Source organism: Spirosoma foliorum (genome assembly GCF_014117325.1).
GTDB lineage: Bacteria > Bacteroidota > Bacteroidia > Cytophagales > Spirosomataceae > Spirosoma > Spirosoma foliorum.
Genome location: NZ_CP059732.1, coordinates 8,222,585 through 8,246,139, shown reverse-complemented (window position 1 = coordinate 8,246,139; position 23,555 = coordinate 8,222,585). Strand labels below are relative to the sequence as shown.

Here is a 23,555-nt window from a genome sequence, read left to right as displayed (position 1 = left end):
GTCGTCATCAATCAATGTCATTGACTTCTCAAAGACCTATAACGGCTTCAAAGACTTCAATGATTATATGACTAAGGGCAGGACTTTTTGAGGACTTTGGCTAGGACTTTCTGAGGACTTTTCGAGGACTTTGGGCAAGACTAGCCTATTTTGGGTAGATCTTTTCGAGGACTTTTTGAGAACTTGTCAGATATATAGCATTTAGGCTTTTGGATGGCTTTAAGGAGGCTTTAGGCAGGCTTTCGGGGAATTTGGGGTAGGCTTTTGGGTGGCTTTCTGACTACATATGTCGAGCAGTTAGATTTCCAAAAGTCTTTTTGGCATCTATACCAATATCATGCAGAAGAAGCGACAAGAGTACTATCCTTGATTTGACTGCATATTTATACAATTGTGGTACAGTCAAGATATTCGTTGAGGTTGTCGAATTCTCACCATAGTGAGTTAAATAATTCCTATTATCCATTACGACTTCTATGAAGTCATTTTCGTCGTTTATGAATGTATCGTAGTCTACTTGGCCTACTATCGTTTTTAATATATTCAGTAATTCAATGAGCCTTTCTTTTAGATGTGTATTTTTTTCTTGGCGCTTACTGCTTTTGGGATACCTAGCTTTATGGTATACTTCCAAAACTCTGACATTTTCTAGAAATACTTCTTCCGAAAAGGGTGTATTAATAAATAGATGTTTGGAGGCAACCCATGTAATATATGTGTAATCATCTGACTTTCTATAAGCAAACCATTTTGCTAGTATATCAGGAAAATTAATCAACTCTCGGTAATGAGATAAATAGCCTAGGTGAGCAGAGTAGTTATTGAAAAATCGTTTATGAACTTGATCATAATACAATGAATGGGTTTCACTAGGATTATTTTTTTCAATGGTGCTGTTTAATATAAATGCAGGTTGATAATATAGAATTTGTAAGAATCTTCGTAAATGTTCACTATATCGACTAAATATTTCAAGATTAAGCTCGCCTTGTGTCGATTTAAAAACTGTACTTATATTTTCTGTGAGAAAGAAGCCAGTTTCATTACTGCTTTCTTGTTTAGTTGAATAATCAAAACGAATAGATAAATCTAAATATTCATCTATTTGACAATCAATATCTTTACTGCGCTTATATGTTAAAGTAAGTGTATCGTCATCGTCAATATTGGTGTTAATTTCACTTAATATTCGAAGCCATTGATTTAACCCACTATATTTTACGGACATAGAATTAAACAGTAATTCATTTGTGCTGTCATAGTAGAAACCCTCAATTACAAGCGTAGGATTTATTTTAAATGAGTTACCTCCGCTTGACGACCAGTGATTACCGGTTAATATGCTATCTAAAAGTGTTATGTTTTTTTGCGTTTTATAATCTAGACCAACTATATAGCTTATTTTATTGATTCTCTGTAAATTAAATATAACGTCATAAGAAACGGACTCCATTGATGCTTCTAAGACAAACTTTTCCTTAGGTGAATAGGAAAGCGTGCCTAACAATTTTAGCTCACCAATGCCTTCTACTTCAAAACTCCATTCCCCTAACCAGCTCTTTTCTTCTGTCATAATTTTACTTACATACAAATATTCAATAAGCTAATGTAAGTAAGTCTGTAAAGCAAAAAAACCTTCAAAACTTACCGTTTTGAAGGTTTTTTTGCTTTTTGTGGGAGTTGACGGGTTCGAACCGCCGACCCTCTGCTTGTAAGGCAGATGCTCTGAACCAGCTGAGCTAAACTCCCTTTTTTTTGTCCCTGCTTCGTTGCGTTTGGGAGTGCAAATATAAAAGGCTAAAAGAGCATTTTGCAAGCATTTGGCTAAAAAAAAATCAACTTTTTTGTAAGCCTCTGATAGCCAATAGGTATTTACTCGAAATTTAAATATAACGTTACCGAATGGCTTGTCAGCTTGTTGATCCCAATGCCCGCCGAGTTCGTGCTTGGGTTGTAAAGATTGACAAGACCGTGAGAAAAGCGCAATTCGGGAGCGAATTTAAAGAACTCGAAATATTGCTCCAGACCAATACCATACTCGATGGCAAAGTCCATTGTACCCGTACTAAGCTTACTGGCCCCCTGAAGCTCCTTCCGACGCACATTACTTTCAATGCTGAACGTACCACCCGCCAGCAAATACATGCGCGTATTGTTCCGTCGCTCGGATTTGTACTTGAGCAAAAGGGGGAAATCAATCCAGGTTGATTCGCGCGTTTCGGTTTTTGACGTTCCGCCTGGGTAGTCGTAATGTACTTCCCGACTGAAAAGCGATACCGAAGGGATCAATCGTAAATCGAAACGATCGTTCAGATAGGCATTGATCGATAAACCAACCCGAAAAGCAGGCTTATTGGGCGAATAAATGCGATAAGCCGAATCGGCCGATAAAAATGTTGGACTATAGCCAACACTGAACCGTGTGACAGGAGCCGCAAAGAAAAACCCGTAATGAATTGTTTTGTCGTCGTAACGTTCGAGGTGCTTCCGGACGTATTTGTACGACTGTCCGTTTGCCTGATGATACCCCAGTATACCAATGAGCAAAACAACGCTAAACCGTGCCGATAATCGAATGCAACGATTGAGCGGCCCTAAGCCAGTTTGTGGCCTATGTAAATTGACGCAACGCCGAAGGTGAGCGGTATCCATTTAGTGTTTGTAAAACCTGCTTTTTCGTAAATACGCAGAAAATCGGGACCATCGGGGAAAGCCTGCACAGATTCGGGCAGGTAGGTATAGGCCGATGCATCTTTACTGACTACGCGCCCGATGAGCGGGAGAATGGTTCGGGAGTAAAAACTGTACAGTTGTTTAAACGGAAATTGGCGTGGATTCGAAAACTCCAGTACCAGGCATACACCGCCCGGACGCGTTACGCGATACATGTCGGTTAAGCCTTTAAGCAATGTTTCGAAGTTGCGCACACCAAATGCAACGATGACAGCATCGAAATCATTGTCTGGCAAGGGTAAACCTTCTGAATCGCCCATACGCATTTCAATGATCTGATCAACACCCCGCTTTTTCATTTTGTCGCGCCCAACGGATAGCATGCCTTCCGAAATGTCCATCCCCACGATTTTTTCTGGTTTAAGTGCTAAAGCTTCCAGGGCAAAATCGCCGGTGCCGGTGGCAATATCCAGAATCCGTTTAGGGGGCTTGGCTGCGGCTTTGCGCAGCTCGCGTATGGCTCGTTTACGCCAGAGAATGTCAATGCCGCCACTCAAAACATGATTCAACAAGTCATATTTAGGTGAAATACTATCGAACATTTCGGCGACCTGTTCGCGCTTGGAGGTGTCTTTATCTTTGTAAGGAACGACTGCCATAGTAAATGATTGAATGATTGAGTTATTGAATGACCGGGCCGCCGACGCGGTGAATAAAATTTGCGTCAGCTATTCGATCATTCAATCACTCAATCATTCTAAATTAATTATACAAAGGTAATGCCATATCTGTAGGTTTCTGGCGAAAGTTTGTCATTTCGGTGGGCAATGTGTAGTTTAGACTCAATGCTATTTTCTCATATACAACTTGGCCTACTATGTCTCCTCTTTTTTTCTTAACCTTCCTGACACTGAATTCATTGGTAACTCATCCCGCTGTTGATGACGATCCAATTGTGAAAAAAGCACATAAAATCCATCAAAAGGTATTAGCGCTGGATACCCATGCCGATGCACCAATTATGATGCAGAAGCCCGGCTTTGATGTAGGTGTTGCCCACGATACCAAACGCGACGGTTCGCAGATTGATTTCCCCCGAATGAAGCAGGGAGGAATGGACGCTATGTTTTTCGCGGTCTATACCTCACAAGGTCCGCGTACTGATGAAGGTCATGCCGAAGCAAAACGGAATGCCTTAAATCAATTTGATCTGATTCATAAAGCTCTCAAAAAATACCCTGATCTGGCCGAGCTGGCCACTACACCAGCCGATGCCTATCGAATTAAGAAAGCAGGGAAGCGGGCTGTGTTTATCGGCATGGAAAATGGGTATCCGGTTGGTAAGGATTTAGCCATGCTTAAAACCTATTATGACCTGGGATGCCGATACATGACCTTGACGCACTTCGCGAATAACCTGATTGGCGACTCATCGACCGATCCTGATGGCCCTATGTATGGGGGGCTAAGTGATTTCGGGAAACTGGTGGTGCCAGAAATGAATCGACTTGGTATTTTAATCGATGTATCGCACGTGGCCGACAGTACATTTTACGATGCCCTGGCGCTCTCCAAAGCTCCGGTTATCGCTTCGCACTCTAATTGCCGGGCGATATGCGATTTTCCCAGAAATATGACCGACGATATGATTAAAGCGATTGCGGCCAAAGGGGGGGGTAGTACAGGTGAACTTTGTGAGCGATTACCTTAAAAAGCCATCCGATGCACACCGGGCAGCGAAAACCAAAATTCGGATGGCTCAGGTCGGTAAAGTATCGACACCCGAAATGGAAGCTAGAATGACCGCTATGAGCGATTCTGTGGCCAAGACCTATGCGTCGGAACGGGCTAACTTATCCGACATTGCCGACCATATTGATCACATCGTTAAACTTGTGGGAATCAACCACGTAGGGATCGGATCTGATTTTGATGGCGGAGGGGGTGTAAATGGCCTTGAAGACGTCAGCCAGATCGAAAATCTAACCGTCGAACTCGTTCGTCGAAACTATACAGAAGCCGATATTGCGAAAATCTGGGGCGGCAACCTGCTTCGTGTACTCGGGCAGGCGAAGGTAGGAAAGTAGGTGTAGATTACTGGCAACTGCGTTCATTATTGGTTGTTCGGGCAAGTTGACGGTAAAAAATGCGTTCGGGCAACTTTAGAATGGTATAAAGCCATTCTTTGGCTTGTCAACGTAATAACCGCAAACCTTGATTTTCCGATGAACCGTACCGATTTTCTGAAAACATCCGCTCTGGCCGGGGCTTCACTCATTACCGATCCCGTTCAGGTTCGAGCGTTCATTACACGTCAGCCAGCTAAAAAATACCGCACGGCGTTGGTAGGAACAGGCTGGTGGGGTGGTAATATTCTGCTGAATGCTGTACAGGCGGGTGAGTCGAAAATCGTTGCACTTTGCGATGTGGATACACGCCAGCTTCAGAAAACCAGCGATGCACTAAGTAAGCTAACGTCTGATAAGCCCAAGCTCTACCGCGATTATCGCGAAATGCTGATTGCAGAAAAGCCCGAAATTGTAATCGTGGCCACTCCCGATCACTGGCACCCACTTATTGCCATTGCGGCCATGAAGGCGGGCGCACACGTGTATGTCGAAAAGCCCATTAGCCATACCATCAATGAAGGAAAGGCGATGGTACGAACAGCACGGGAAACGGGAAAAATTTGTCAGGTGGGTATGCACCGACGCGTGTCGCCCCACAATGTGTCGGGTCGAGAGTTTATTCAGTCTGGAAAGGTTGGGAAGATTGGTATGGCAAGGGCATTTGTGCATTATGCAGGTGGAGCTGGCCAACCAACTCCTGATGCCGAAGCGCCTAAAGAAATAGACTGGAACATGTGGTGCGGCCCTGCTCCGCTCCGCGCTTATAATCCAGCCATGCACCCACGGAGCTGGCGTAATTTCTTAGATTATGCCAACGGTACCCTTGGCGACTGGGGCATTCACTGGATGGATCAGATTTTATGGGTAACCGAACGAAATCATCCTAAAAAAGTCTACACAACAGGCGGTCGGGCCATCAAAAAGGACAGTACTGACGCACCTGACCACCAAGTGTCGACCTTTGAGTTTGATGACGACTTTACAGCTGTCTGGGAGCACCGAACCTTTGGTGGCAACATGGCAGAGAAAACGCATCCACAACAAGCTGTAGGGGTTTATTTCTACGGAACCGAAGGAACCTTCCATATGGGTTGGCTCGATGGCTGGACATTCTATCCGTCAGACCCGAAAAAGCCGGTTATTCATCAGGATGCCCAACTAGATAAACCCGATGATCAGAACATTGCGCTGCTATGGGCTAATTTCCTGAGTAGTATAAAAAGCAATAAACTACCGGTCTGCGACATTGAGATTGGTCATCGCTCAACGAATATGGCGCTTCTGGGTATGTTGTCGTTGAAACTTGGCCGCAGTGTTGAATGGGATGGTAAGCAGATTCCAAATGATCCGGAGGCAAATAAGCTGTTAAGTCGGGCCTACCGGGGCGAATGGCAATACCCTGTTTAAACACCACTTGATTGCTTTGCAGAAATGTTGACCGTAGACTAACTCGACTTTAGTTATTAGTTACTTTTTATGGGTGGCTCGTCTTAAGTATATCATCTACGAGCTAACCCATAAATGCTTAAGCCCAGCCATTGAATGGCTGGGTTTTTTAGTAATTAGCTTTATTGGCAACGAACCAGATCGAGTTACTGCCCAACTTGATTCGTGTTCTGTTCGTGTACGATTGGCCCCTAAGTCCCCATAAGAACTTAGTACGCTAACTCATATAAATCCTTGTCCGCAACGGATTCTTCCTCAGAAAACTTTTCCAGAACAAGCTTAGCGAAAGCTACTTTATCCGACTTACGGTATTGACTTGGAGACTGCCTGCCAGAAGGCGCCTTAAAGTCTTGACTGACCCGCTCGCACATAGCCCACAGGTTCGGATTCATTCTGATTTTGTATTGTCGAATTGGTGTGTCCTCGGCAAACCAAAGATCGATCACGTTCTTTGTCGATAATTTTACTATAGCACCCATACTACATTGTATTGGTAAAAAAGAACAAATGTTTAATTATTTAATGATAAAATTAAATAATTAATGAAAATATAATGAAAAGCCTATGTATTGGCCTTTTTTGACTGGTTCCGTCTGAACTGTCAGATGGTGATTATTAACGCATTTAGCCTGTTAATTGATATTGATCTTACCAAAGGCAACAAAAGTGCCACACTAAAAAAAAAACGATGCCAACAGGAGTTGGCACCGTTTTTCGGACACTAAATCATGACGATTTAACTACCCAAATTTAGTGTTTCGGTAGCCAGACTTTATAGGGAAAACTACCTCGATTACCAGGCGCATAAAATGGAATGGCAGTAAATGTTACCTCTTTCGAGGATTTATCAAGTGCCTGGCCCGTAACTACATTGACTCCGTTCAGTAACTCCGGTTTATAAATCAGTTTCAATTGTGGATTCGCCCTGAACTGATAGGCATCCAGCTCTGGATTGCTAATGCCTTCCAGGCTGTAAACAATTGGACCGGATGCAATGGCTATTTTACCCTTAATTGTTTGGATCGAATCGTTTGGGAAGACGACTCGGGGTTGAATGGGCAGATTCAAATCAATCCGATCGCCTTTTTTCTAGGTTCGATGAATTGTGACATAGCCATTTTGGGGCTGTACAGGAACGGGCGTTTCTCCTTAACTAGTACAATCAATCAGTAAACGCCTTTGCACAAAGAGAAAAAACTACAAATCAAAAGGGCGGCATTCATAGTTTATTGTTTGTTACCCAAACAAGGAGGCCGGGCAATGGATGTACGCAGGAAATAAACTGTTATTATTTGTAGAATAAAATTTCATAGTTCTGTTACCTTTTAGGCGTATCTGTGTCTAAAGAGTATCAAGTCAATTTAAACCTGTAAATGTTAAAAGCCTGACCACTACGGTCAATAGTATATACTTCACTCTTAGGGAGGGTGAACAACTACAAACGCTGATTCTAATAGGATCAGCGTTTTTGTTTCTACGACCTGCCTAAGATCGACGGGCGAGATTGGAGGCAGAGTAACAGACTTAGTAGATGACATTTGTTACTAGTTCGTAACGTTTAGTGGCCTATACGGTTCCGGAAATATACCGTTTAGAAAATAAATGAAATTTTTAAAAACCTCTCAAGTCTATCAGACGTATACTTATACTATGAACGAGCTTGACGACCTCCTCAGTTTTTATCAGGGCCGCTGTTTACCCGATACGGCGTTTACTATCTCTAAATGGGCGAGTACCAATAACCTACGCCAGTGTGTAAAAATAGCGCTCACTACGGCCAGAGCTGGTAATAAAGCCAGTCTCAAAACACTTCGGCAAATTCGGGAACGGTTGCTAATTCTGGAAAATCCACTGACTCAACAGCAACAGGTTGTGTCCCAACAGAACCCGAGACGTTGACGATCAGCTTCCGAGAACTGGATATTCGGGAGCGACTTCTTCCTAAAAAAACAGATTTAGAACGTCAACTTAAGTTAATTCGGAGCCGGAGTGGGCTCCGTTTTTTGCTTTTTAATGACTTTTGTAAAAAAAATTTGCTCCTCTACTAAACAACGAAGTTAAGTCTGGCCGTCTTGACCATTTTTAGCCTATCACAGACCGAGCTTGCTATTAGAAATAAAACATGAACATTATTGCATATATTAATTGATTATTCGACTAACCTATCGACAGTTGGCAACTGAAAATAGACTTAATAAGACCTTGTAATCGGATTAAAAAAAACGGTTTCTTACAAGAGCAGAACACCTAGACAGTAATAGTCATCTCGATCAATGCAAAACCTTATTTACCTTATAATCAGCAACTATACGCAATAGTTGGTGTAATTAATTTCAGGAAATAGCATTACTTAATCAACACAAAAAACAATATTTCCTTCGAATTACACCAAAATAATTGGCCGTGTTTTTTTGCTATAAGCATCGGTAACTAATCAATGGAAAATCCGATAAAAGCCTTAGCTGAAGAGAGAAAAACAGGCTTTGGAACATTCGAATTTAGAACAGACCAAACCATTAAACGTAACTAATAAAGCAAAAAGAGATTCAATACAAATGTTACCATTTATTGTTTTAATACAACAATATACAATAAAATATCAATATAAGTAAACATAAAATCCACCTTTATGGCAAATTAAAACCTATCAAGAATATCATATCTCCATATATGGCACATGGTTTGCTATGGCAGTTTCGGACTTGCAAATAAATCAAGTTCTGTGCTCAACCGATTTGCTATATGCTCACGCTTATTTCTAACCCATCTGCATGTAAGACGCTACTTACTCATCGTTTGCAGGTGCTCCATTCATTCAAGTTAGGCCTTCTAAGCGTCTTAGCAATCGGTATATTCCTTTCAAGCCAAGTCGTTCGTGCGCAGTGTTCAACAGCAATTACGGTTCTTCCGGGTGTGTGTAACACGACCACGAATACCTACTCGAGTACGGCCATTGTAACGATTACCAATCCACCAGTTGGTATATTGACTATCACAGACGGGGATCAGAGTAAAACGCTAGCGACTGCAGCGACCACTTCAGCCACGTTCACTGCTGTGTTTACGGGCTTAATCTCCGACGGTAATTCGCATACGGTAACAGCTGCTCCGTTTGGATGTAATGCAGCAACAGCCACCTATTCGGCTCCAGGATCTTGCACTCAACCTGTAGGCGCTCAACTGTCGTTGACAAAGCTGGTCGATAAGTCAAAAGCGAAGCTCGGCGATGTTTTGTCATACACAATGGTGCTAACTAATGTAGGCAGTTCCACAGCAACCAATGTTGTAGTTCGGGATTCACTCTCAACAGGGCTAACTTTTGTAACTGGGTCATCCACAGCTCCCACTGGCACTACATTCAATCAGGGAACGCCTGTTAGTACCTGGAAGGTGGCTTCTTTAACTGCTAACCAAAGCTATAATCTGGTTTATCAAGCTACTGTAGACAGTTCGGGTGTGCTTTACAATCAGGCCATTATTACTGGTGATACGGCTACCGTCTGTACATCTGTACCAATCCTGGTCTGCACAGGCGATGTATACGTTTTTCGTTTAACAGCCAAACCAGGCCGATCTAGCTATCGTTGGTTCAAGAATGATGTCGAACTTACCAGCCAAACCACAAATACGCTGGATATAACTGCGCCGGGCACGTATAGTCTGGCCGTAGACAATGTATCGGGTAAATGTCCAGATTTTAGTTGTTGCCCGTTTATTGTTCAGGAAGACACTCTTCCCACGTTTCGAGCTATTGCAGTACCGGCAACTTGTACAGGTAGTACCACATTAACAAACGGAAATATTACGCTAAGCAATTTCCGTTCTGCTTACACCTACCAGTATTCATTAGGTACAGATTTTAACCCGGCGGCCTCTTTATCCGGTGCTCCTAAAACTATTCCGGCAGGTGGCGTAATTGTTAGCAATTTGGCAAGTCCCGCCACCGCTCAATCGTACACAGTCCGGGTGTATAATTCATCAGGTTGCTATACGGATGTGACTGCGGTGTTGTTACCGACCGTTTGCTGTAGCGTCAGTGTTTCAGCAACTCCTGGTTCGTGTGCTCCTCTTACTAGCACTTACTCAACAACGGCCCTTATTAGCTTAACGAATCCAATGGCCGGTACGTTAACGGTGAGCGATGGCCCTAAGAGTTTGACGTTTGCTACTACAGCAGGCAGCTCAACCACCTTCGCAGCTATTTTCGATAATATAATTTCAGACGGATCTAGCCATACGGTAGTCGTTAGTTTGCCTGGGTGTTCAACGGCCAGCACCACCTATACGGCTCCTGGTTCCTGTAGTATTGGCCTGGGCGTGAGCATTACAAATTCCGGCACCTGTCTACCCGCCACCAATACGTATACGGCCACGGGAGTTATCAGTCTAACAAACGCCACAACCGGATCTGTTATAATTACCGATGGCGCCAATACGACTACCATCTCGGTCAGTGCAGGAGCCACTTCAGTGCCTTATTCGATGAGTGGGTTACTCAGTGGCACTGGTTCGCATACGGTGACCGCTACTTATTTAGGTCATACCGCCAGTGCGAGCTATACGTCACCCCTATCTTGTTCTGTAGCCCCAACCTGCAGCCTGAGCGCGACAGCTACTGCGGGCATATGCGCCACTGCCACAAACACCTATTCGGCATCCGTTGTTATCTCGCTGACCAACTCTTCAGCAACAACGCTTAGTATCAATCTTCCTGGATTTTCACCTAGTAGCCAGACCGTTGCCTCAGGTATCACCAACTTTACAGTTATCCTGCCTAATCTGCCTTCTGACGGAGTCAACCACACAGTCACCATTAGTTCTCCGGATTGTGGAACCACTACAGCCACCTTCACGGCACCTGGCTCCTGCTCTGTAACGCCTGTCTGCTCCATGACTATAGTGCCCACGCCCGGACAGTGCCAAACCGCGACCAATACATTCACTACTGTGGCTGTTGTAACCGTAAATAATCCGCCGACAGGCGTGCTCACAGTTACCGATGGACCAGCTAGCTTAACGTTTGCGACAACGGCCGGTAGCAATGCATCCTTCACCGCTACGCTGGCCAATATTGTTTCGAATGGAGCCAGTCATACGGTTACAGCCTCATTACCAGGTTGCAGCATGACAACAGCTACTTACACGGCCCCCGGCTCCTGTTCAGTCGCACCTATTTGCTCACTCGTAGCATCGGTTACAGCTGGTCAATGCGCAGTTGCGACCAATACGTATTCATCTACCGCTGTTATCCAATTGACCAATCCTGTGGCCGGTACGCTGACTGTTTCGGATGGTCCAAGCAGTGCTACGTTTGTGACAACGGCCGGTAGCAGCGCTGTCTTTACCATTACGTTCATCGATTTAAAATCGGATGGATCAACGCACACCGTGATAGCCAGTTTGCCAGGCTGTGGTACTACAACAGCTAGCTACAGCGCTCCTGTATCCTGCTCGGTAACGCCAACACCCGTTTGCTCGATCAGTGCCATAGCAACCGTAGGGGCATGTGCGCCAGCAACCAACACCCACTCATCAACGGTCGTCATTTCACTGACCAATCCAACAACGGGAACACTGACCGTTACGAATAGAGGGCAAATTCAAACGTTCCAAACCAGTTCGGCAACAACCAGCCTAACCGCTATTTTCAGCAATCTGATCTCCGACGGAGCGAGTCATAGTGTGACGGTAAGCTTACCAGATTGTTCAACAACCAGCGCCACCTACACCGCTCCTGCCTCTTGTAGTGCTGGCATAAGGTTGGCAGTTACCGATCCGGGCGTTTGTATACCGGGAACCAATACATATAACACAACTGGCGTCGTTAGTCTGACGAACGCTACAACTGGCGTCCTCACAATCACCGATGGCTCCAGTAGCCTTACAGTTACAGTCGCTACCAGTGCAACATCAGTTCCTTACTCACTGAGTGGATTACCAAGTGGAACTGGTTTACACACGGTAGTCGTCAGTTATTTAGGGCAAACTGCCAGTACAACGTACACCGCCCCTCTCTCCTGCTCTCCAGCTTGTAGCGTAACAGCAGTAGCCACAGCCATACCAGTTACCTGTGCAGGAACGATGGCGCTTCAAAATGGCAAGATTGTGATTAACGGATTCTCAACGGGCGATACGTATCAGTACTCGGGTGGAGTTGTCTTTAATTCAGCGGTTGCTTTATCAGGCCCGGCCCAGGCAGTTCCGGCAGGGGGCGTTATCGTCAGTAATCTGGCAAATCCGGCCTCAGCGCAACCATTCACAGTACGCATCTATTCAACTTCAGGCTGTTATAAAGATTCGACGGTCATGCTAACACCTTCGGTTTGCACCTGTCCTGCAAACGCCTGTGTGCCGTTGGTCGTTAAATTAACAAGACGAGTTAGACGGTAACCAAATCCAGAATTAACTCATTTTCATTAACGCATAAAAAACAGTGTGATCGTTACTAAACCCGCATCTCAACGGCGGGTTTTGGTATTTTTAGCGTATAATGCTCATTATCGGCGAAGAAGAATCGGCGTGGTCAACTTTTAAACGGCCTATTTTGTTACCCTACCAGATCAGATACCATTTCATCTGTTAACTTTGCGGCTTTGTTTGCCCGTCACGATATAACTTATTATGTTATCCATCAGTAATTTACAGGCCTCAATAGGCGAAAAAGAAATATTAAGAGGTCTCAATCTGGAAGTCAACCCCGGTGAGGTTCACGCCATAATGGGTCCTAACGGAGCAGGCAAGAGCACGTTGGCCTCGGTTCTGGCAGGCCGCGAAGACTATACGGTAACGGGTGGAAGTGTAGAATTTGACGGTAAGGACTTACTGGATATGGCTCCCGAAGAACGCGCTGCCGAAGGTATTTTCTTAGCGTTTCAATATCCTGTAGAAATTCCAGGCGTTAGCACCACTAACTTCTTAAAAACAGCCCTGAACGAGATCCGGAAGTATCGCGGTCAGGACCCACTCGATGCGGTTCAGTTTCTGAAGTTGATGAAAGAGAAAATGAAGCTCGTTAACATCGACCAATCCTTACTGAGTCGTTCATTGAACGAAGGCTTTTCGGGTGGAGAGAAAAAGCGGAACGAAATTTTCCAGATGGCGATGCTCGAACCAAAATTAGCGATCCTGGACGAAACCGATTCGGGTCTGGACATCGACGCCCTACGAATTGTGGCCGATGGCGTTAATCAACTGCGCTCACCAGAACGGGCTACGATTGTGGTAACCCACTACCAACGTCTACTCGACTACATCGTGCCTGATTATGTACACGTACTATACAAAGGTCGCATTGTGAAATCGGGACCGAAAGAACTGGCGCTTGAACTGGAAGAAAAAGGATACGACTGGATTAAAGCCGAAGCAGCAGTATAAATCAATGATGAATGATGAATAATGAATGACTCGTATTGAAATCATTCATCATTTATCATTCAGTCATTCATCATTAAAGAAATGACTCCATACGCATCCTATAACGATTTTAAAGACCAGTTGCTGGCGGCTTTCCGGGACAACGAGGAGCGCATGAACGGCGAGCGAAAAGCCCCGTTACATCAACTCCGCCGGGCGGCTTTGAAGCAATTTGATCAGCTTGGCTTTCCAACGACTCGCAACGAGGAATGGAAATATTCTAGTGTCAGTGGTTTATTAAAGCAATCGTTTGACCTCGACGATAACGCGACGGTAACGGCTGAAGATCTGGCTCCACTCGAAATTCCAAACCTCGATGGTAATCTATTGTACTTCATCAATGGCCAATATCATCCTGAACTATCTCGCCTTGTCAGCCCTGCCGAACAGGTAAAAATTACCAGTTTAGCGGAAGCTATTAAAAGTGAACCGGAGCTAATCGGGACCCACTTTGCGCATTACGCTGATTATAAGGACAACGCTTTTACAGCATTGAATACGGCGCTGGCTACTGATGGTGTAGTAATTCGTGTGCCCGATAATACAACCGTTGAGCAGCCAATTATCCTTCGTTTCATTACCGACGCGCGTACCAAAAACGTTGCATCTCAACCTCGTAACCTGGTTGTGGTTGGTAAAAACGCGGAGGTCATGATGGCCGAATCGTATCGGACACTCGGCGAAGGCACAAGCTTTGTCAATGTGGTAACCGAAATCGTGCTTGATCACGATGCTCGTATGCAGTTTTATAAAGTGCAGAACGAAACCGAGAAAGCCTACCACATCGGTACGACGCAGGTTAACCAGAAAGACAATAGCCACTTCTATTCGGCTACGATTACCCTTAACGGCAACTTCGTTCGGAACAACCTGAACATTGTGCTCAACGGCCAGCATGCCGAAGCGTTTATGTACGGTTTGTATATGCCCAACGGTCGCCAGCATGTGGACAACCACACGCTTGTTGACCATGCCATGCCAAATTCATACAGCAACGAGCTTTACAAGGGGATTCTGGATGACAATAGCACGGGGGTTTTCAACGGTAAGATTTTCGTTCGTCCCGATGCCCAGAAAACCAATGCTTATCAGTCTTGCAAGAACGTCGTATTGTCGCCGGGAGCCTCGATGAACACGAAACCTCAGTTGGAAATCTTTGCCGACGATGTTAAATGTTCGCACGGGACAACCACAGGACAACTAAACGATGAAGCGCTGTTCTACATGCGTTCGCGGGGTATTCCGAAAGATGAAGCGCGTACGTTATTGTTATATGCCTTCTCGCAGGATGTAATTAGCCAGATCAAAATTCAACCCATCCGCGAATACCTGGAGCGGGTTGTTACGGAGAAATTAACGAAGTAAATCGTTAATGAATAATGGATAATGCAGAATGGATAATGGTTCGTCCGATAATCGTTATTCATTCTACATTATCCATTATTCATTTCTATATGAGACAACTACTTGTACTTACTCTATTTCTCACTCTTGGTGGTGCTGCATTCGGACAAAGCCTTCAGTTTACTTTTGAAGGAGATTCATTAACCTTGCCATTAGTTCGGGATAGCCTCCGGGGAATCTCAGGTCTCGAAATTGTTCCGTCTACAGGCGAGTGGCATTTTGTGAGCGACCGTGGCTGGCATTTTGTCTTTACGAACATCAAAACTATCCGCGACTTACGGGATGACTCACACCTGAAACTGGCTCAGAAAACCCCGTTCTGGTTTGAAAGTATCCGCTACAATACACAAAGCAGCACGTATTTCTGGACTGACGAACATGAATTTGTTACGTCGGTACTTTATGGAAAAGCCGTTCGTGATAGCACCAGTCAGATTTTATTAAAAATACCGCTCGCAGCTCCGAACAAAGGGTTGGAAGGGCTGGCTATGACCTCTACAGGCGCTTTATGGGTAGCTCCCGAAGCGGGCTGGGAAGGCGAAACACGCATAAGTCAGGATACGATTACATTCTTTCGCTATCCAAATCCGCTCGCTGCCGATCCGGTTGTCGAACGCTTCGCCTATCCGATCAATCGTTGTACTTTTGCACAAGGAGAAGAGCGCGTAGGTGGTATTTCGGAAATATTAGCCATTGATGATCAGCGCGTACTGGTATTGGAACGATGCTACGATGCTAGTCAAAAACGGGTGACGGCCAATTTATACATAGCCACGCCCAATGAGCAAACCCATACGTTAACCAAAGAACTGGCCTTCGATTTTAACCGCCAGTTTCCGGGCAACGTCTGCAACCTCGAAGCAATGGCCTGGGCCGACGAGCAACACCAGACATTAGTACTCATGGCCGACGATAATTTCAAGCAGAATCGAACGCTACGAAATCAGGTGATTGTTTTACGAAAACGATAGGCGACCGACCGAACCTAACCGTACTCGATTTGCGTTTTACGGATGACTCTTTTGTCAGCGTTATGTTTAGTTTATTCCTCTCTTCGCGAATACTCCATGCAACTAGCCATAGATAATATGCTTGATATTCAACGGATTCGTCAGGATTTCCCAATACTTGATCAGGAAATTAACGGTCGTCCGTTGGTCTATTTCGACAATGCCGCTACCAATCAGAAGCCGCTGCCGGTTATTAATGCCCTGACCCAATACTACGAGGGCTACAATGCCAACATTCACCGGGGAATTCACCACTTGGCGGAGCAGGCAACCGCTGCCTTCGAAGCCTCACGCCGGGCGGTTCAGTCCTTTTTGAATGCCAAACACTGGCAGGAAATCATCTTCACCTATGGTACCACCGATGGTATCAACCTAGTGGCTCAGAGTTATGGGCGGAATTTTCTGAAAGCAGGCGATGAGATCATTGTTTCAACGATGGAGCACCACTCCAACATCGTTCCCTGGCAGATGCTCTGTGAAGAAAAGGGCTGCATTCTGAAAGTTATTCCAATAAACGACGAAGGCGAGTTATTGCTGGATGAGTACGAAAAACTACTATCCGAAAAAACCAAATTCGTTTCCTGCGTACACGTTTCCAATTCGTTGGGAACCATCAACCCTGTCAAATTCATCATCGACAAAGCCCACGAAGTTGGCGCCGTTGTCCTGATCGACGGGGCACAAGCCAGTTCCCATCTTGAACTCGACGTTCAGGCACTCGATGCCGATTTCTATGTACTCTCGGCCCATAAACTTTACGGCCCGACAGGCATGGGAGTCCTCTATGGCAAGAAGGATATACTGGACGCCATGCCGCCGTACCGAGGTGGTGGTGAGATGATAAAGGAGGTCACGTTTGCGAAAACAACCTATAGCGATCTGCCCTACAAGTTTGAAGCGGGCACCCCTAACATTGCCGATGTAGTAGCGGTTAAAACGGCCCTTGAGTACATGGCAGCTTTAGGTAAAGAGAACATTGCCGCTCACGAAAACGACCTGCTCCAATACGCAACGGCGCAGTTGAGTGAATTGGACGGGTTACGAATTATAGGGCAGGCTAAGGATAAAATCGGCGTTATTTCCTTTGTGCTGGACGGTATTCACCACCAGGATATTGGTGTCATTTTAGACCAGCAGGGTATCGCCGTTCGGACGGGTCATCACTGCACCATGCCTTTGATGCAACGTCTGGGTATTGCCGGAACTACGCGGGCCTCCTTTGCGGTTTATAACACCAGAGATGAGGTTGACCGACTGGTAGTAGGGTTGCGTCGGGTTCAGAAAATGATGTTGTAAAGATGATAAAGTTACTAAAACGCATTAATGAGCCTGATACTCCTAATGTATTGCCCACAATTCGCAGTACCACAATAACCGTTGAGCAAGTACATTATGAGTTGATGCTTCGAACCTCTCACGATCTAATTCTAGCTAAATATCCTGACTTAGAAAATGAAGACATTCAAGCCGTATGGGTTTATAAAGCGTTTCAGAATAACAAAGACGGAGTTATTGACTTGCAAGAGTTGATTAGTACGTTAAAGACGTTACCTAAAAAAGTTAGCCTTCTACAATTGTACGATCATATTGACTTCATTTTTCAGATACAGAAAGGAGTTGCGGAGACTGTTGAAGAAATAGGAACACCTCATGAGCAAGTTATGCGTGAAATGAGAGAGTACATTACAGGTCTGAAAGCTAAAGCAAACCTAAATGACAATTAACGAAAAGCAGGACGAGATCATTGAGGAGTTCGACTCCCTCGATAATGAGCTTAAGGAAGTTGGATTCGATCTGAGCGAGAGATTACTTCAGAAGACGGATTATATAATGGACTTAGGTCAAAAATTACCATCAATGCCTGAATCAGATAAAACTGAAGATAATAGAATCTTTGGTTGTCAGTCTGTTGTCTGGTTAACCGCTAGAATGCAAGATGATAAGCTGTATTTTAGTGGTGATGGCGACCAATATGCAAAAATTTCAAAGGGTATAATTAGCCTTCTTATTCGTGCTTTATCAGGTGCAAAGCCTGAGGAAATTGCTAATGCTAACCTATATTTTATTGATAAAATTGGCATGCAAAGCTTCATTTCCTCAAGAAGAACTGGTGGCTTGGCATCAATGGTTGAACGAATGAAAGCTTACGGACGCGAGTATTCAGGCCAAGAAGCATAGTCTTTAAGAAAAGAAGAAAATGACAGACGAAGAATTAAAAGAACAAGTCGTATTAGCGCTTAAGGGTGTGTATGACCCCGAGATTCCGGTGGATGTATACGAGCTGGGGCTGATTTACGATATCAAGATATTTCCGGTCAACAACGTCTATATTCTGATGACGCTGACCTCGCCTTCTTGCCCTTCAGCAGGTTCTATTCCTGCTGAGATCGAAGAGAAAGTACGGGCTATTGACGGTGTCAACGATGTAAGCGTTGAACTGACCTTCGATCCCCCCTACTCTACCGAACTTATGTCGGAAGTAGCTAAATTAGAACTGGGATTTATGTGATTTACGAAGTATGAATTACGATGTGCAATTTAGGTTGTGTCGTAATTCAAGTTCGAGATCTCTTCCCAAATCGTAAATCGTAAATAAAAAATCGTAAATAAAATTATGTATCCTCCTCATTTGCTTGTCCCAATGCGGGAAGACCTGACCAGCGTTGGGTTTGAAGAATTAACGACTGCCGATGCAGTGGTGAACACAATGGAAAATGCCGAAGGCACTATGCTTGTTGTCGTGAATTCGGTATGTGGTTGTGCAGCTGGTGCGGCTCGTCCAGGTGTGAAAGCGGCTTTAGCTGCCAGTGCCGTGAAACCCGACAAAATGGTGACTGTATTTGCCGGTGGTGATCTGGATGCGGTCGCTAAAATGCGGGAGTATCTGTTACCTTATCCTCCATCATCGCCAGCTATTGGTATTTTCAAAGATGGCGAATTAGTGCATTTCATTGAGCGGCACCACATTGAAGGCCGTTCGGCACAGATGATTGCCCAACACCTCGAAATGGCGCTGGAAGAGTTTTGTACGCCAGCTAACGCGTAATTAGTGCAGTGAGTAACGCGGACATCCTGTCCGCATGGCTACTAGTTCATGTAGAGTCATGCGGACAGGATGTCCGCGTTACGTTTATGTCACAGCAAATGCTTTCGCCAGAAACCGCGACAGCGGTAATAAACAGAACACCAGAAAAGCCATTGGGAAGTTGGCAAAAGCCGCTACCCAGGCGGCATTCATCACAATCAGGGATAAGACACCTGCTTTAACGGCCATTCCTATATTTTTGCCAACGGGTTCTTTAACCGCACGCCAGAGGGGCGGAAAAATATAGTAGCCAAACAGGGCCAAAAATGGCAAAGCTGTACCCAATTGTTGCTGGCGTTGCGCCAGTGCGGCTACACAACCAATCACAAGGGCATATAAAATACCTGCAAAGCGCAGGGTAGTCGGACTTCCGCCATGCACTTCTCCCCGGCTAATCATGGTGATGGCGGCAATATACGCAATCGGAACTAGCCCGACCCAAGCCCAGGGCAGCACCTGATCGGGCAAGATACTGACACCCAATAGCAAATTCAGCCCCCGGCACAAGCCCATATTAACTGGCCCCAGCAAATTGTGGTGTTTCCCGAAACGGTCGTAAACCAGCGATGCAATGGAAATGGCAATAGCCAGAAAACCCGACGTCGGGTTAACCATAAACGAAGCGCCAATTCCTACAATTAGCAAGGCAATACCTAGTCCAATAGCCGTCGATTTACTAACAATGCCACTTGGTATGGGGCGTTCCGGGCGCTCGATGGCATCTAATTCGGCATCGAACACATCGTTAAAAACGACTCCTCCTCCATAAAGGCCAACCGTTGCCAGCGAAAGCCAGCCAGCGGGTGCGGGCGACGAATCAGGGATCAGAAAATAGCCCGCAATAGCCATCCCCGCTAGTACATCGGCAACGGCTGTTACCAGATTCGCGGGACGGGTGAGGGAGAGAAGCGCCTTGAGCATAATGTATGATGCATGATATAGGATGTAGATATAAGTACTTGTCATACATTATACATCATATATCATACATTCTATTTTATGATTGTTGATTCCTTGTCTACTCGTGGTGCCTGTCCTCCACGGAGGATTGAGCTGCCGTTGTACCGTTGACTTTGGTCGATGCCTATTGGTTGAGTAAGATCTTCCAGACTCAGTTGACCACTTTGGGCAAAGGCCGTTACTGCATTGGTGAACGTTACCAGTTTAATTGCTTCGTCCGAAATACCACGTTGTTTCATCAAAGCAGCCGTTTTTGGAACAGCGAGTGGATCACTGATGCCCCAATCGGCGGCTGAGTTGATCATGATGCGTTCGGGTCCGTACTGTTTTACAATCTCAACCATCCGTTCGTTCCCCATTTTGGTAAATGGATAGATGGTAAAGCCCGCCCAGAAACCCCGATCAAGCACTTCGCGCACTGTTTCTTCATTGTTATGATCGACAATTACCATGCCTGGATCCAGACCATGTTCCAGGGCAATGTCCATACTACGGGTGGTACCCTGTTTTTTGTCGCGGTGGGGGGTGTGGATTTGGACCGGCAAACCAGCCTCTTTCGCCAAATCCAGTTGCGCTCGGTAATATTTATCCTCGGCGGCTGTTTGATCGTCGAAACCAATTTCGCCAACACCAACTACCCCTTCTTTATAGATGAACAACGGCAGGATTTCCATAACCTGCTCGGCTAATTCTTCCTGATTCGCTTCTTTCGAATTGAGTCCAATCGTACAATAATGTCGAATACCAAATTGCGAGGCCCGGAATCGCTCCCAGCCAACCAGGCTAGCGAAATAATCCCGGAATGAATCAACACCCGTGCGGGGTTGTCCCAGCCAGAAAGCAGGTTCAATCAAAGCGACTACGCCCGCGTCGGCCATAGCCTGATAATCGTCAGTAGTTCGGGAGGTCATGTGGACGTGCATATCGAAAAACGACATGCCCCGAATGGAATCCATAAAATCCATATTCACGTCTATTAAAAATGGATAACCAGTAATGCTTAATGAATGGCTATTGCGCTGATAAGCTATTATTCATTGAACATTCTTCATTACTCATTTGATTTGGCAGGCAAAGTTCTCGAAAAATCTGGCCCTATGCCAGATGATTTTTACCCACATTTTAATTCAACTTTTGCAAACCTCCGAGTAGTCTATTCGTTTTATAGGTAGACAACAAATGTAATCATGAATATGCTTCAACAACGCAAGTCAGAAAAAGGGAGCCTATGGGCGATACTACTGCTGCTGATGGTTGGTATCGGGTTTACTGCCTGTCGCGACAATGCGGTCAATGATTTAAGCCCAGCCGATAGCCCCGTTTATATCACAAACTACGACCAATCGGTAAACTTCAGTCAGTACAAAACGTTTAGCCTGCCCGATTCGGTTATTGTTGAGTCGAATGATGCCTATGCGATGGCGCAGAACAGCATCTCAACGCGCTTTGTGACGAACGTAGCGAGCGCCTTAACCAGTCGGGGGTTTCAGCGAGTAGCAAAGGGAGATACAGCTGATTTGGGGGTGGCCATTATACGGGTCAACAATCAGTACACGGGGATTTCGTCAAACCCTTATTCGTACTATTCAAACTATTGGGGGTATGGCGGTTTCGGCGGGTATGGCTATTCGCCGTATTATCCTAGCTATTACACCTATCAGGTCACGGATCAGTACTGGGAAATTCAGATCGTTGATCTGAAAAACCGGCCAACAACCAGTAACGGTCAGCAGCAATTGAACGTCATTTTTGATGCGACAATTCGAGGAACAGACGTGACAGATACGCAGGCTGTCGATCTGGCAACTACTGCCATTTTCAATCAATCACCTTATTTGAAGGCCACCCAAACACTATGAAACGGATCATTGCAGTCATCGCGCTGCTTGGCCTGACAACGTCGGCCTGGGCGCAATACAAAAATGAATACAACCCGGAGTCATCAATCTATGACCGGTATGTCACGTTCAATATCTCAGCTCGGTATGGTGTCGCTTTTCCAATGGGAAGCCAGCAGGATTATATCAACAAAATATCACCAACTAACCTGGCTCTGGATGCTGAGTGGCTATTTCCGAAACGATTTTCAATAGGGTTGAAAACGGGCTATCAGTACGCTAATCAGCGCTTTCCAAGGCAAGTGTATCAGTATGAAGATCAGTCGATTTCGGCAGTTCAAACCCGAACCTTGTCCGTCATTCCGGCGATGATTTCCCTCTCGTACTACTTCGCGGAGAACTCAGCTGCCATTCGGCCTTACATACAAATGGCAGGCGGTGGTGCTTTTGTGGATTACACTAACTATTTCGGCCCACTCGCCGATCAGAAGAATGGCTTCAAAGGAGCCATTGCCCCTGCTATCGGTTTGAAATACTATGGCCGACGTGAACAAGGGTTTGGTGCCGAAATTCAGGCGCAGTATCAGAATGTATTTTTCAATTATGACCTGCTAAAAAACTCAGCCCCCTCGCTGATGCTATCGGCAGGGCTTGTGTATCGGTGGTATTAGTTTGGTTTACAGTTTTTGGTTTGAGGTTTACGGTGGGCTGACACACGAATACTGCCCGCGCTAGCCCACCGTAAACCTCAAACCAAAAACTGTAAACCAAATTTACATCAACTCCTCCATATGCTCCGGCAAACTGCGCCCGGCAGCTCGGCGTTCGGCGGCAAAATCAGCCAGCGTTTGGGCCAGTCGGGCGTTGTTGCGTTCGTTCAGCCCAATAATTTGCGTGACATCTTTATCGGTAAAAAACGCTTTCATAATCAACTGATTCCAGGCTGGTTCATCGAAGTAATCGGCTGGGAAAGGATTATGTAACATAATCGCCGATTGCACATCAGCAATGTTGTTTCGAATACCTTCTGTTGCCTGAAATTTCCACGATTCGGGATAAGCCAGCACGGGTAGCGCCGAATAAAGCGCTACTAATTCATTCATCTCAGCCGCTTTAAATAGCTGGCTGATGGTGTTAAAATAGAACTCCTTGTCATCGGCCGGCAGTTGAAGCAGCCACCACACGCGAGCCAGTCGGTCCATTGTCCAGCCCGTAACGGTAAAACCCGTCCGAACACGCTCCAACGCAAAAGCCATGTCTTCGGGCACTTCAACCTGCTGTTTCCCGACAAAACGAGGTAAGGCCGTAAACACACGATAGAACGCTGAAACCTGCGGATTAGCGTGAAAGGAATCCACCTGTTGGCGCAGGTAGTTTACCGCTTTTTCAGAATTGGGTTGCTGTTCAATCAGATAAAACAGCGTTTGGCTCATCTGGGAGATATTCATGATGCAAAAATACTTGCGTAATTAGTACCCTACCTTATCAAAAACACATTAGTAGATGACTATACTCAGCTTTAATCGTAGGACAAGTTTTTCTTCGACAGGATTCACAAGATTCACAGGATTAATTTCGTCAATAGTTATCCTGTAAA

The 23,555-nt window shown here is 45.3% G+C and carries 21 protein-coding genes, 1 tRNA gene and 1 pseudogene; 14 read left to right on the top strand and 9 right to left on the bottom strand.

Annotated elements, in window-relative coordinates; translation table 11 throughout:
• Positions 1-280: 280 nt before the first annotated feature.
• The 4 genes from H3H32_RS34780 to ubiE all read right to left on the bottom strand — a co-directional run bounded on the left by H3H32_RS34780 (position 281) and on the right by ubiE (position 3,332).
• Positions 281-1,573, bottom strand: a complete 1,293-nt coding sequence (locus tag H3H32_RS34780) for an ApeA N-terminal domain 1-containing protein (RefSeq protein ID WP_182460281.1) — start codon at positions 1,571-1,573, stop codon at positions 281-283.
• A 101-nt stretch (positions 1,574-1,674) separates the two neighbouring features.
• A tRNA-Val gene (locus tag H3H32_RS34775) sits at positions 1,675-1,749 on the bottom strand.
• A 123-nt stretch (positions 1,750-1,872) separates the two neighbouring features.
• A complete protein-coding gene (porT, locus tag H3H32_RS34770) occupies positions 1,873-2,652 on the bottom strand; it encodes a type IX secretion/gliding motility protein PorT/SprT (RefSeq protein WP_182460280.1) in 780 nt (259 codons plus the stop codon).
• Complete coding sequence (ubiE, locus tag H3H32_RS34765; protein WP_182460279.1) at positions 2,595-3,332, bottom strand: bifunctional demethylmenaquinone methyltransferase/2-methoxy-6-polyprenyl-1,4-benzoquinol methylase UbiE; 738 nt, start codon at positions 3,330-3,332, stop codon at positions 2,595-2,597. Before ubiE ends, porT begins: the two co-directional genes overlap by 58 nt.
• Before the next feature lie 218 nt (positions 3,333-3,550).
• Here ubiE and H3H32_RS34760 point away from each other — a divergent pair.
• Together H3H32_RS34760 and H3H32_RS34755 are read left to right on the top strand one after the other, a co-directional pair.
• A pseudogene (locus H3H32_RS34760) lies at positions 3,551-4,760 on the top strand (dipeptidase).
• Positions 4,761-4,898: 138 nt separating this feature from the next.
• Positions 4,899-6,209 carry a Gfo/Idh/MocA family protein gene (locus H3H32_RS34755; protein ID WP_182460278.1) on the top strand — a complete coding sequence of 437 codons (1,311 nt, stop codon included), beginning with the start codon at positions 4,899-4,901 and terminating at the stop codon, positions 6,207-6,209.
• Between the two features lie 248 nt (positions 6,210-6,457).
• Here H3H32_RS34755 and H3H32_RS34750 read toward each other — a convergent pair whose 3' ends face one another.
• Positions 6,458-6,727, bottom strand: a complete 270-nt coding sequence (locus H3H32_RS34750) for a hypothetical protein (RefSeq protein WP_182460277.1) — start codon at positions 6,725-6,727, stop codon at positions 6,458-6,460.
• A 271-nt stretch (positions 6,728-6,998) separates the two neighbouring features.
• Positions 6,999-7,316, bottom strand: a complete 318-nt coding sequence (locus H3H32_RS34745; RefSeq protein WP_182460276.1) for a hypothetical protein — start codon at positions 7,314-7,316, stop codon at positions 6,999-7,001.
• Positions 7,317-7,898: 582 nt separating this feature from the next.
• Here H3H32_RS34745 and H3H32_RS34740 point away from each other — a divergent pair.
• The 10 genes from H3H32_RS34740 to H3H32_RS34695 all read left to right on the top strand — a co-directional run bounded on the left by H3H32_RS34740 (position 7,899) and on the right by H3H32_RS34695 (position 19,121).
• A complete protein-coding gene (locus H3H32_RS34740; protein ID WP_182460275.1) occupies positions 7,899-8,147 on the top strand; it encodes a hypothetical protein in 249 nt (82 codons plus the stop codon).
• An 843-nt stretch (positions 8,148-8,990) separates the two neighbouring features.
• The gene (locus H3H32_RS34735) at positions 8,991-12,638 is read left to right on the top strand and encodes a DUF11 domain-containing protein (RefSeq protein ID WP_182460274.1); all 3,648 of its coding nucleotides are present in this window, start codon (positions 8,991-8,993) and stop codon (positions 12,636-12,638) included.
• Positions 12,639-12,869: 231 nt separating this feature from the next.
• Entirely contained in the window at positions 12,870-13,622 is a 753-nt protein-coding gene (sufC, locus tag H3H32_RS34730) for a Fe-S cluster assembly ATPase SufC (RefSeq protein ID WP_182460273.1), read from the top strand.
• 81 nt (positions 13,623-13,703) lie between these two features.
• Complete coding sequence (sufD, locus tag H3H32_RS34725; protein WP_182460272.1) at positions 13,704-15,026, top strand: Fe-S cluster assembly protein SufD; 1,323 nt, start codon at positions 13,704-13,706, stop codon at positions 15,024-15,026.
• A gap of 89 nt (positions 15,027-15,115) precedes the next feature.
• Positions 15,116-16,036 carry an esterase-like activity of phytase family protein gene (locus H3H32_RS34720; RefSeq protein ID WP_182460271.1) on the top strand — a complete coding sequence of 307 codons (921 nt, stop codon included), beginning with the start codon at positions 15,116-15,118 and terminating at the stop codon, positions 16,034-16,036.
• Positions 16,037-16,132: 96 nt separating this feature from the next.
• Positions 16,133-17,371: a cysteine desulfurase gene (locus H3H32_RS34715; protein ID WP_182460270.1), complete on the top strand. Its 1,239-nt coding sequence runs from the start codon at positions 16,133-16,135 to the stop codon at positions 17,369-17,371.
• A gap of 2 nt (positions 17,372-17,373) precedes the next feature.
• Positions 17,374-17,799 (top strand): DUF433 domain-containing protein, encoded by a 426-nt coding sequence (locus H3H32_RS34710; RefSeq protein WP_182460269.1) that lies wholly within the window; start codon positions 17,374-17,376, stop codon positions 17,797-17,799.
• A complete protein-coding gene (locus H3H32_RS34705) occupies positions 17,789-18,253 on the top strand; it encodes a SufE family protein (RefSeq protein ID WP_182460268.1) in 465 nt (154 codons plus the stop codon). Before H3H32_RS34710 ends, H3H32_RS34705 begins: the two co-directional genes overlap by 11 nt.
• Positions 18,254-18,272: 19 nt before the next feature.
• On the top strand, positions 18,273-18,584 hold the full coding sequence (locus tag H3H32_RS34700) for a DUF59 domain-containing protein (RefSeq protein ID WP_162387681.1): 312 nt from the start codon (positions 18,273-18,275) through the stop codon (positions 18,582-18,584).
• Between the two features lie 105 nt (positions 18,585-18,689).
• Positions 18,690-19,121, top strand: a complete 432-nt coding sequence (locus H3H32_RS34695; RefSeq protein WP_182460267.1) for a BrxA/BrxB family bacilliredoxin — start codon at positions 18,690-18,692, stop codon at positions 19,119-19,121.
• 84 nt (positions 19,122-19,205) lie between these two features.
• On the opposite strand, the gene eboC is transcribed toward H3H32_RS34695, so the two are convergent.
• Positions 19,206-20,081 (bottom strand): UbiA-like protein EboC, encoded by an 876-nt coding sequence (gene eboC / locus H3H32_RS34690; protein WP_182460266.1) that lies wholly within the window; start codon positions 20,079-20,081, stop codon positions 19,206-19,208.
• A 71-nt stretch (positions 20,082-20,152) separates the two neighbouring features.
• Positions 20,153-21,085: a TatD family hydrolase gene (locus tag H3H32_RS34685; protein ID WP_182460265.1), complete on the bottom strand. Its 933-nt coding sequence runs from the start codon at positions 21,083-21,085 to the stop codon at positions 20,153-20,155.
• Between the two features lie 222 nt (positions 21,086-21,307).
• Between H3H32_RS34685 and H3H32_RS34680 the strand changes: the two genes are divergently transcribed.
• Together H3H32_RS34680 and H3H32_RS34675 are read left to right on the top strand one after the other, a co-directional pair.
• On the top strand, positions 21,308-21,979 hold the full coding sequence (locus H3H32_RS34680) for a DUF4136 domain-containing protein (protein ID WP_182460264.1): 672 nt from the start codon (positions 21,308-21,310) through the stop codon (positions 21,977-21,979).
• Positions 21,976-22,629: an OmpW family outer membrane protein gene (locus H3H32_RS34675; RefSeq protein ID WP_182460263.1), complete on the top strand. Its 654-nt coding sequence runs from the start codon at positions 21,976-21,978 to the stop codon at positions 22,627-22,629. The genes H3H32_RS34680 and H3H32_RS34675 overlap by 4 nt, the downstream gene beginning before the upstream one ends.
• A 102-nt stretch (positions 22,630-22,731) precedes the next feature.
• Here H3H32_RS34675 and H3H32_RS34670 read toward each other — a convergent pair whose 3' ends face one another.
• Positions 22,732-23,406 (bottom strand): EboA domain-containing protein, encoded by a 675-nt coding sequence (locus tag H3H32_RS34670; RefSeq protein WP_182460262.1) that lies wholly within the window; start codon positions 23,404-23,406, stop codon positions 22,732-22,734.
• Between the last annotated feature and the right edge of the window lie 149 nt (positions 23,407-23,555).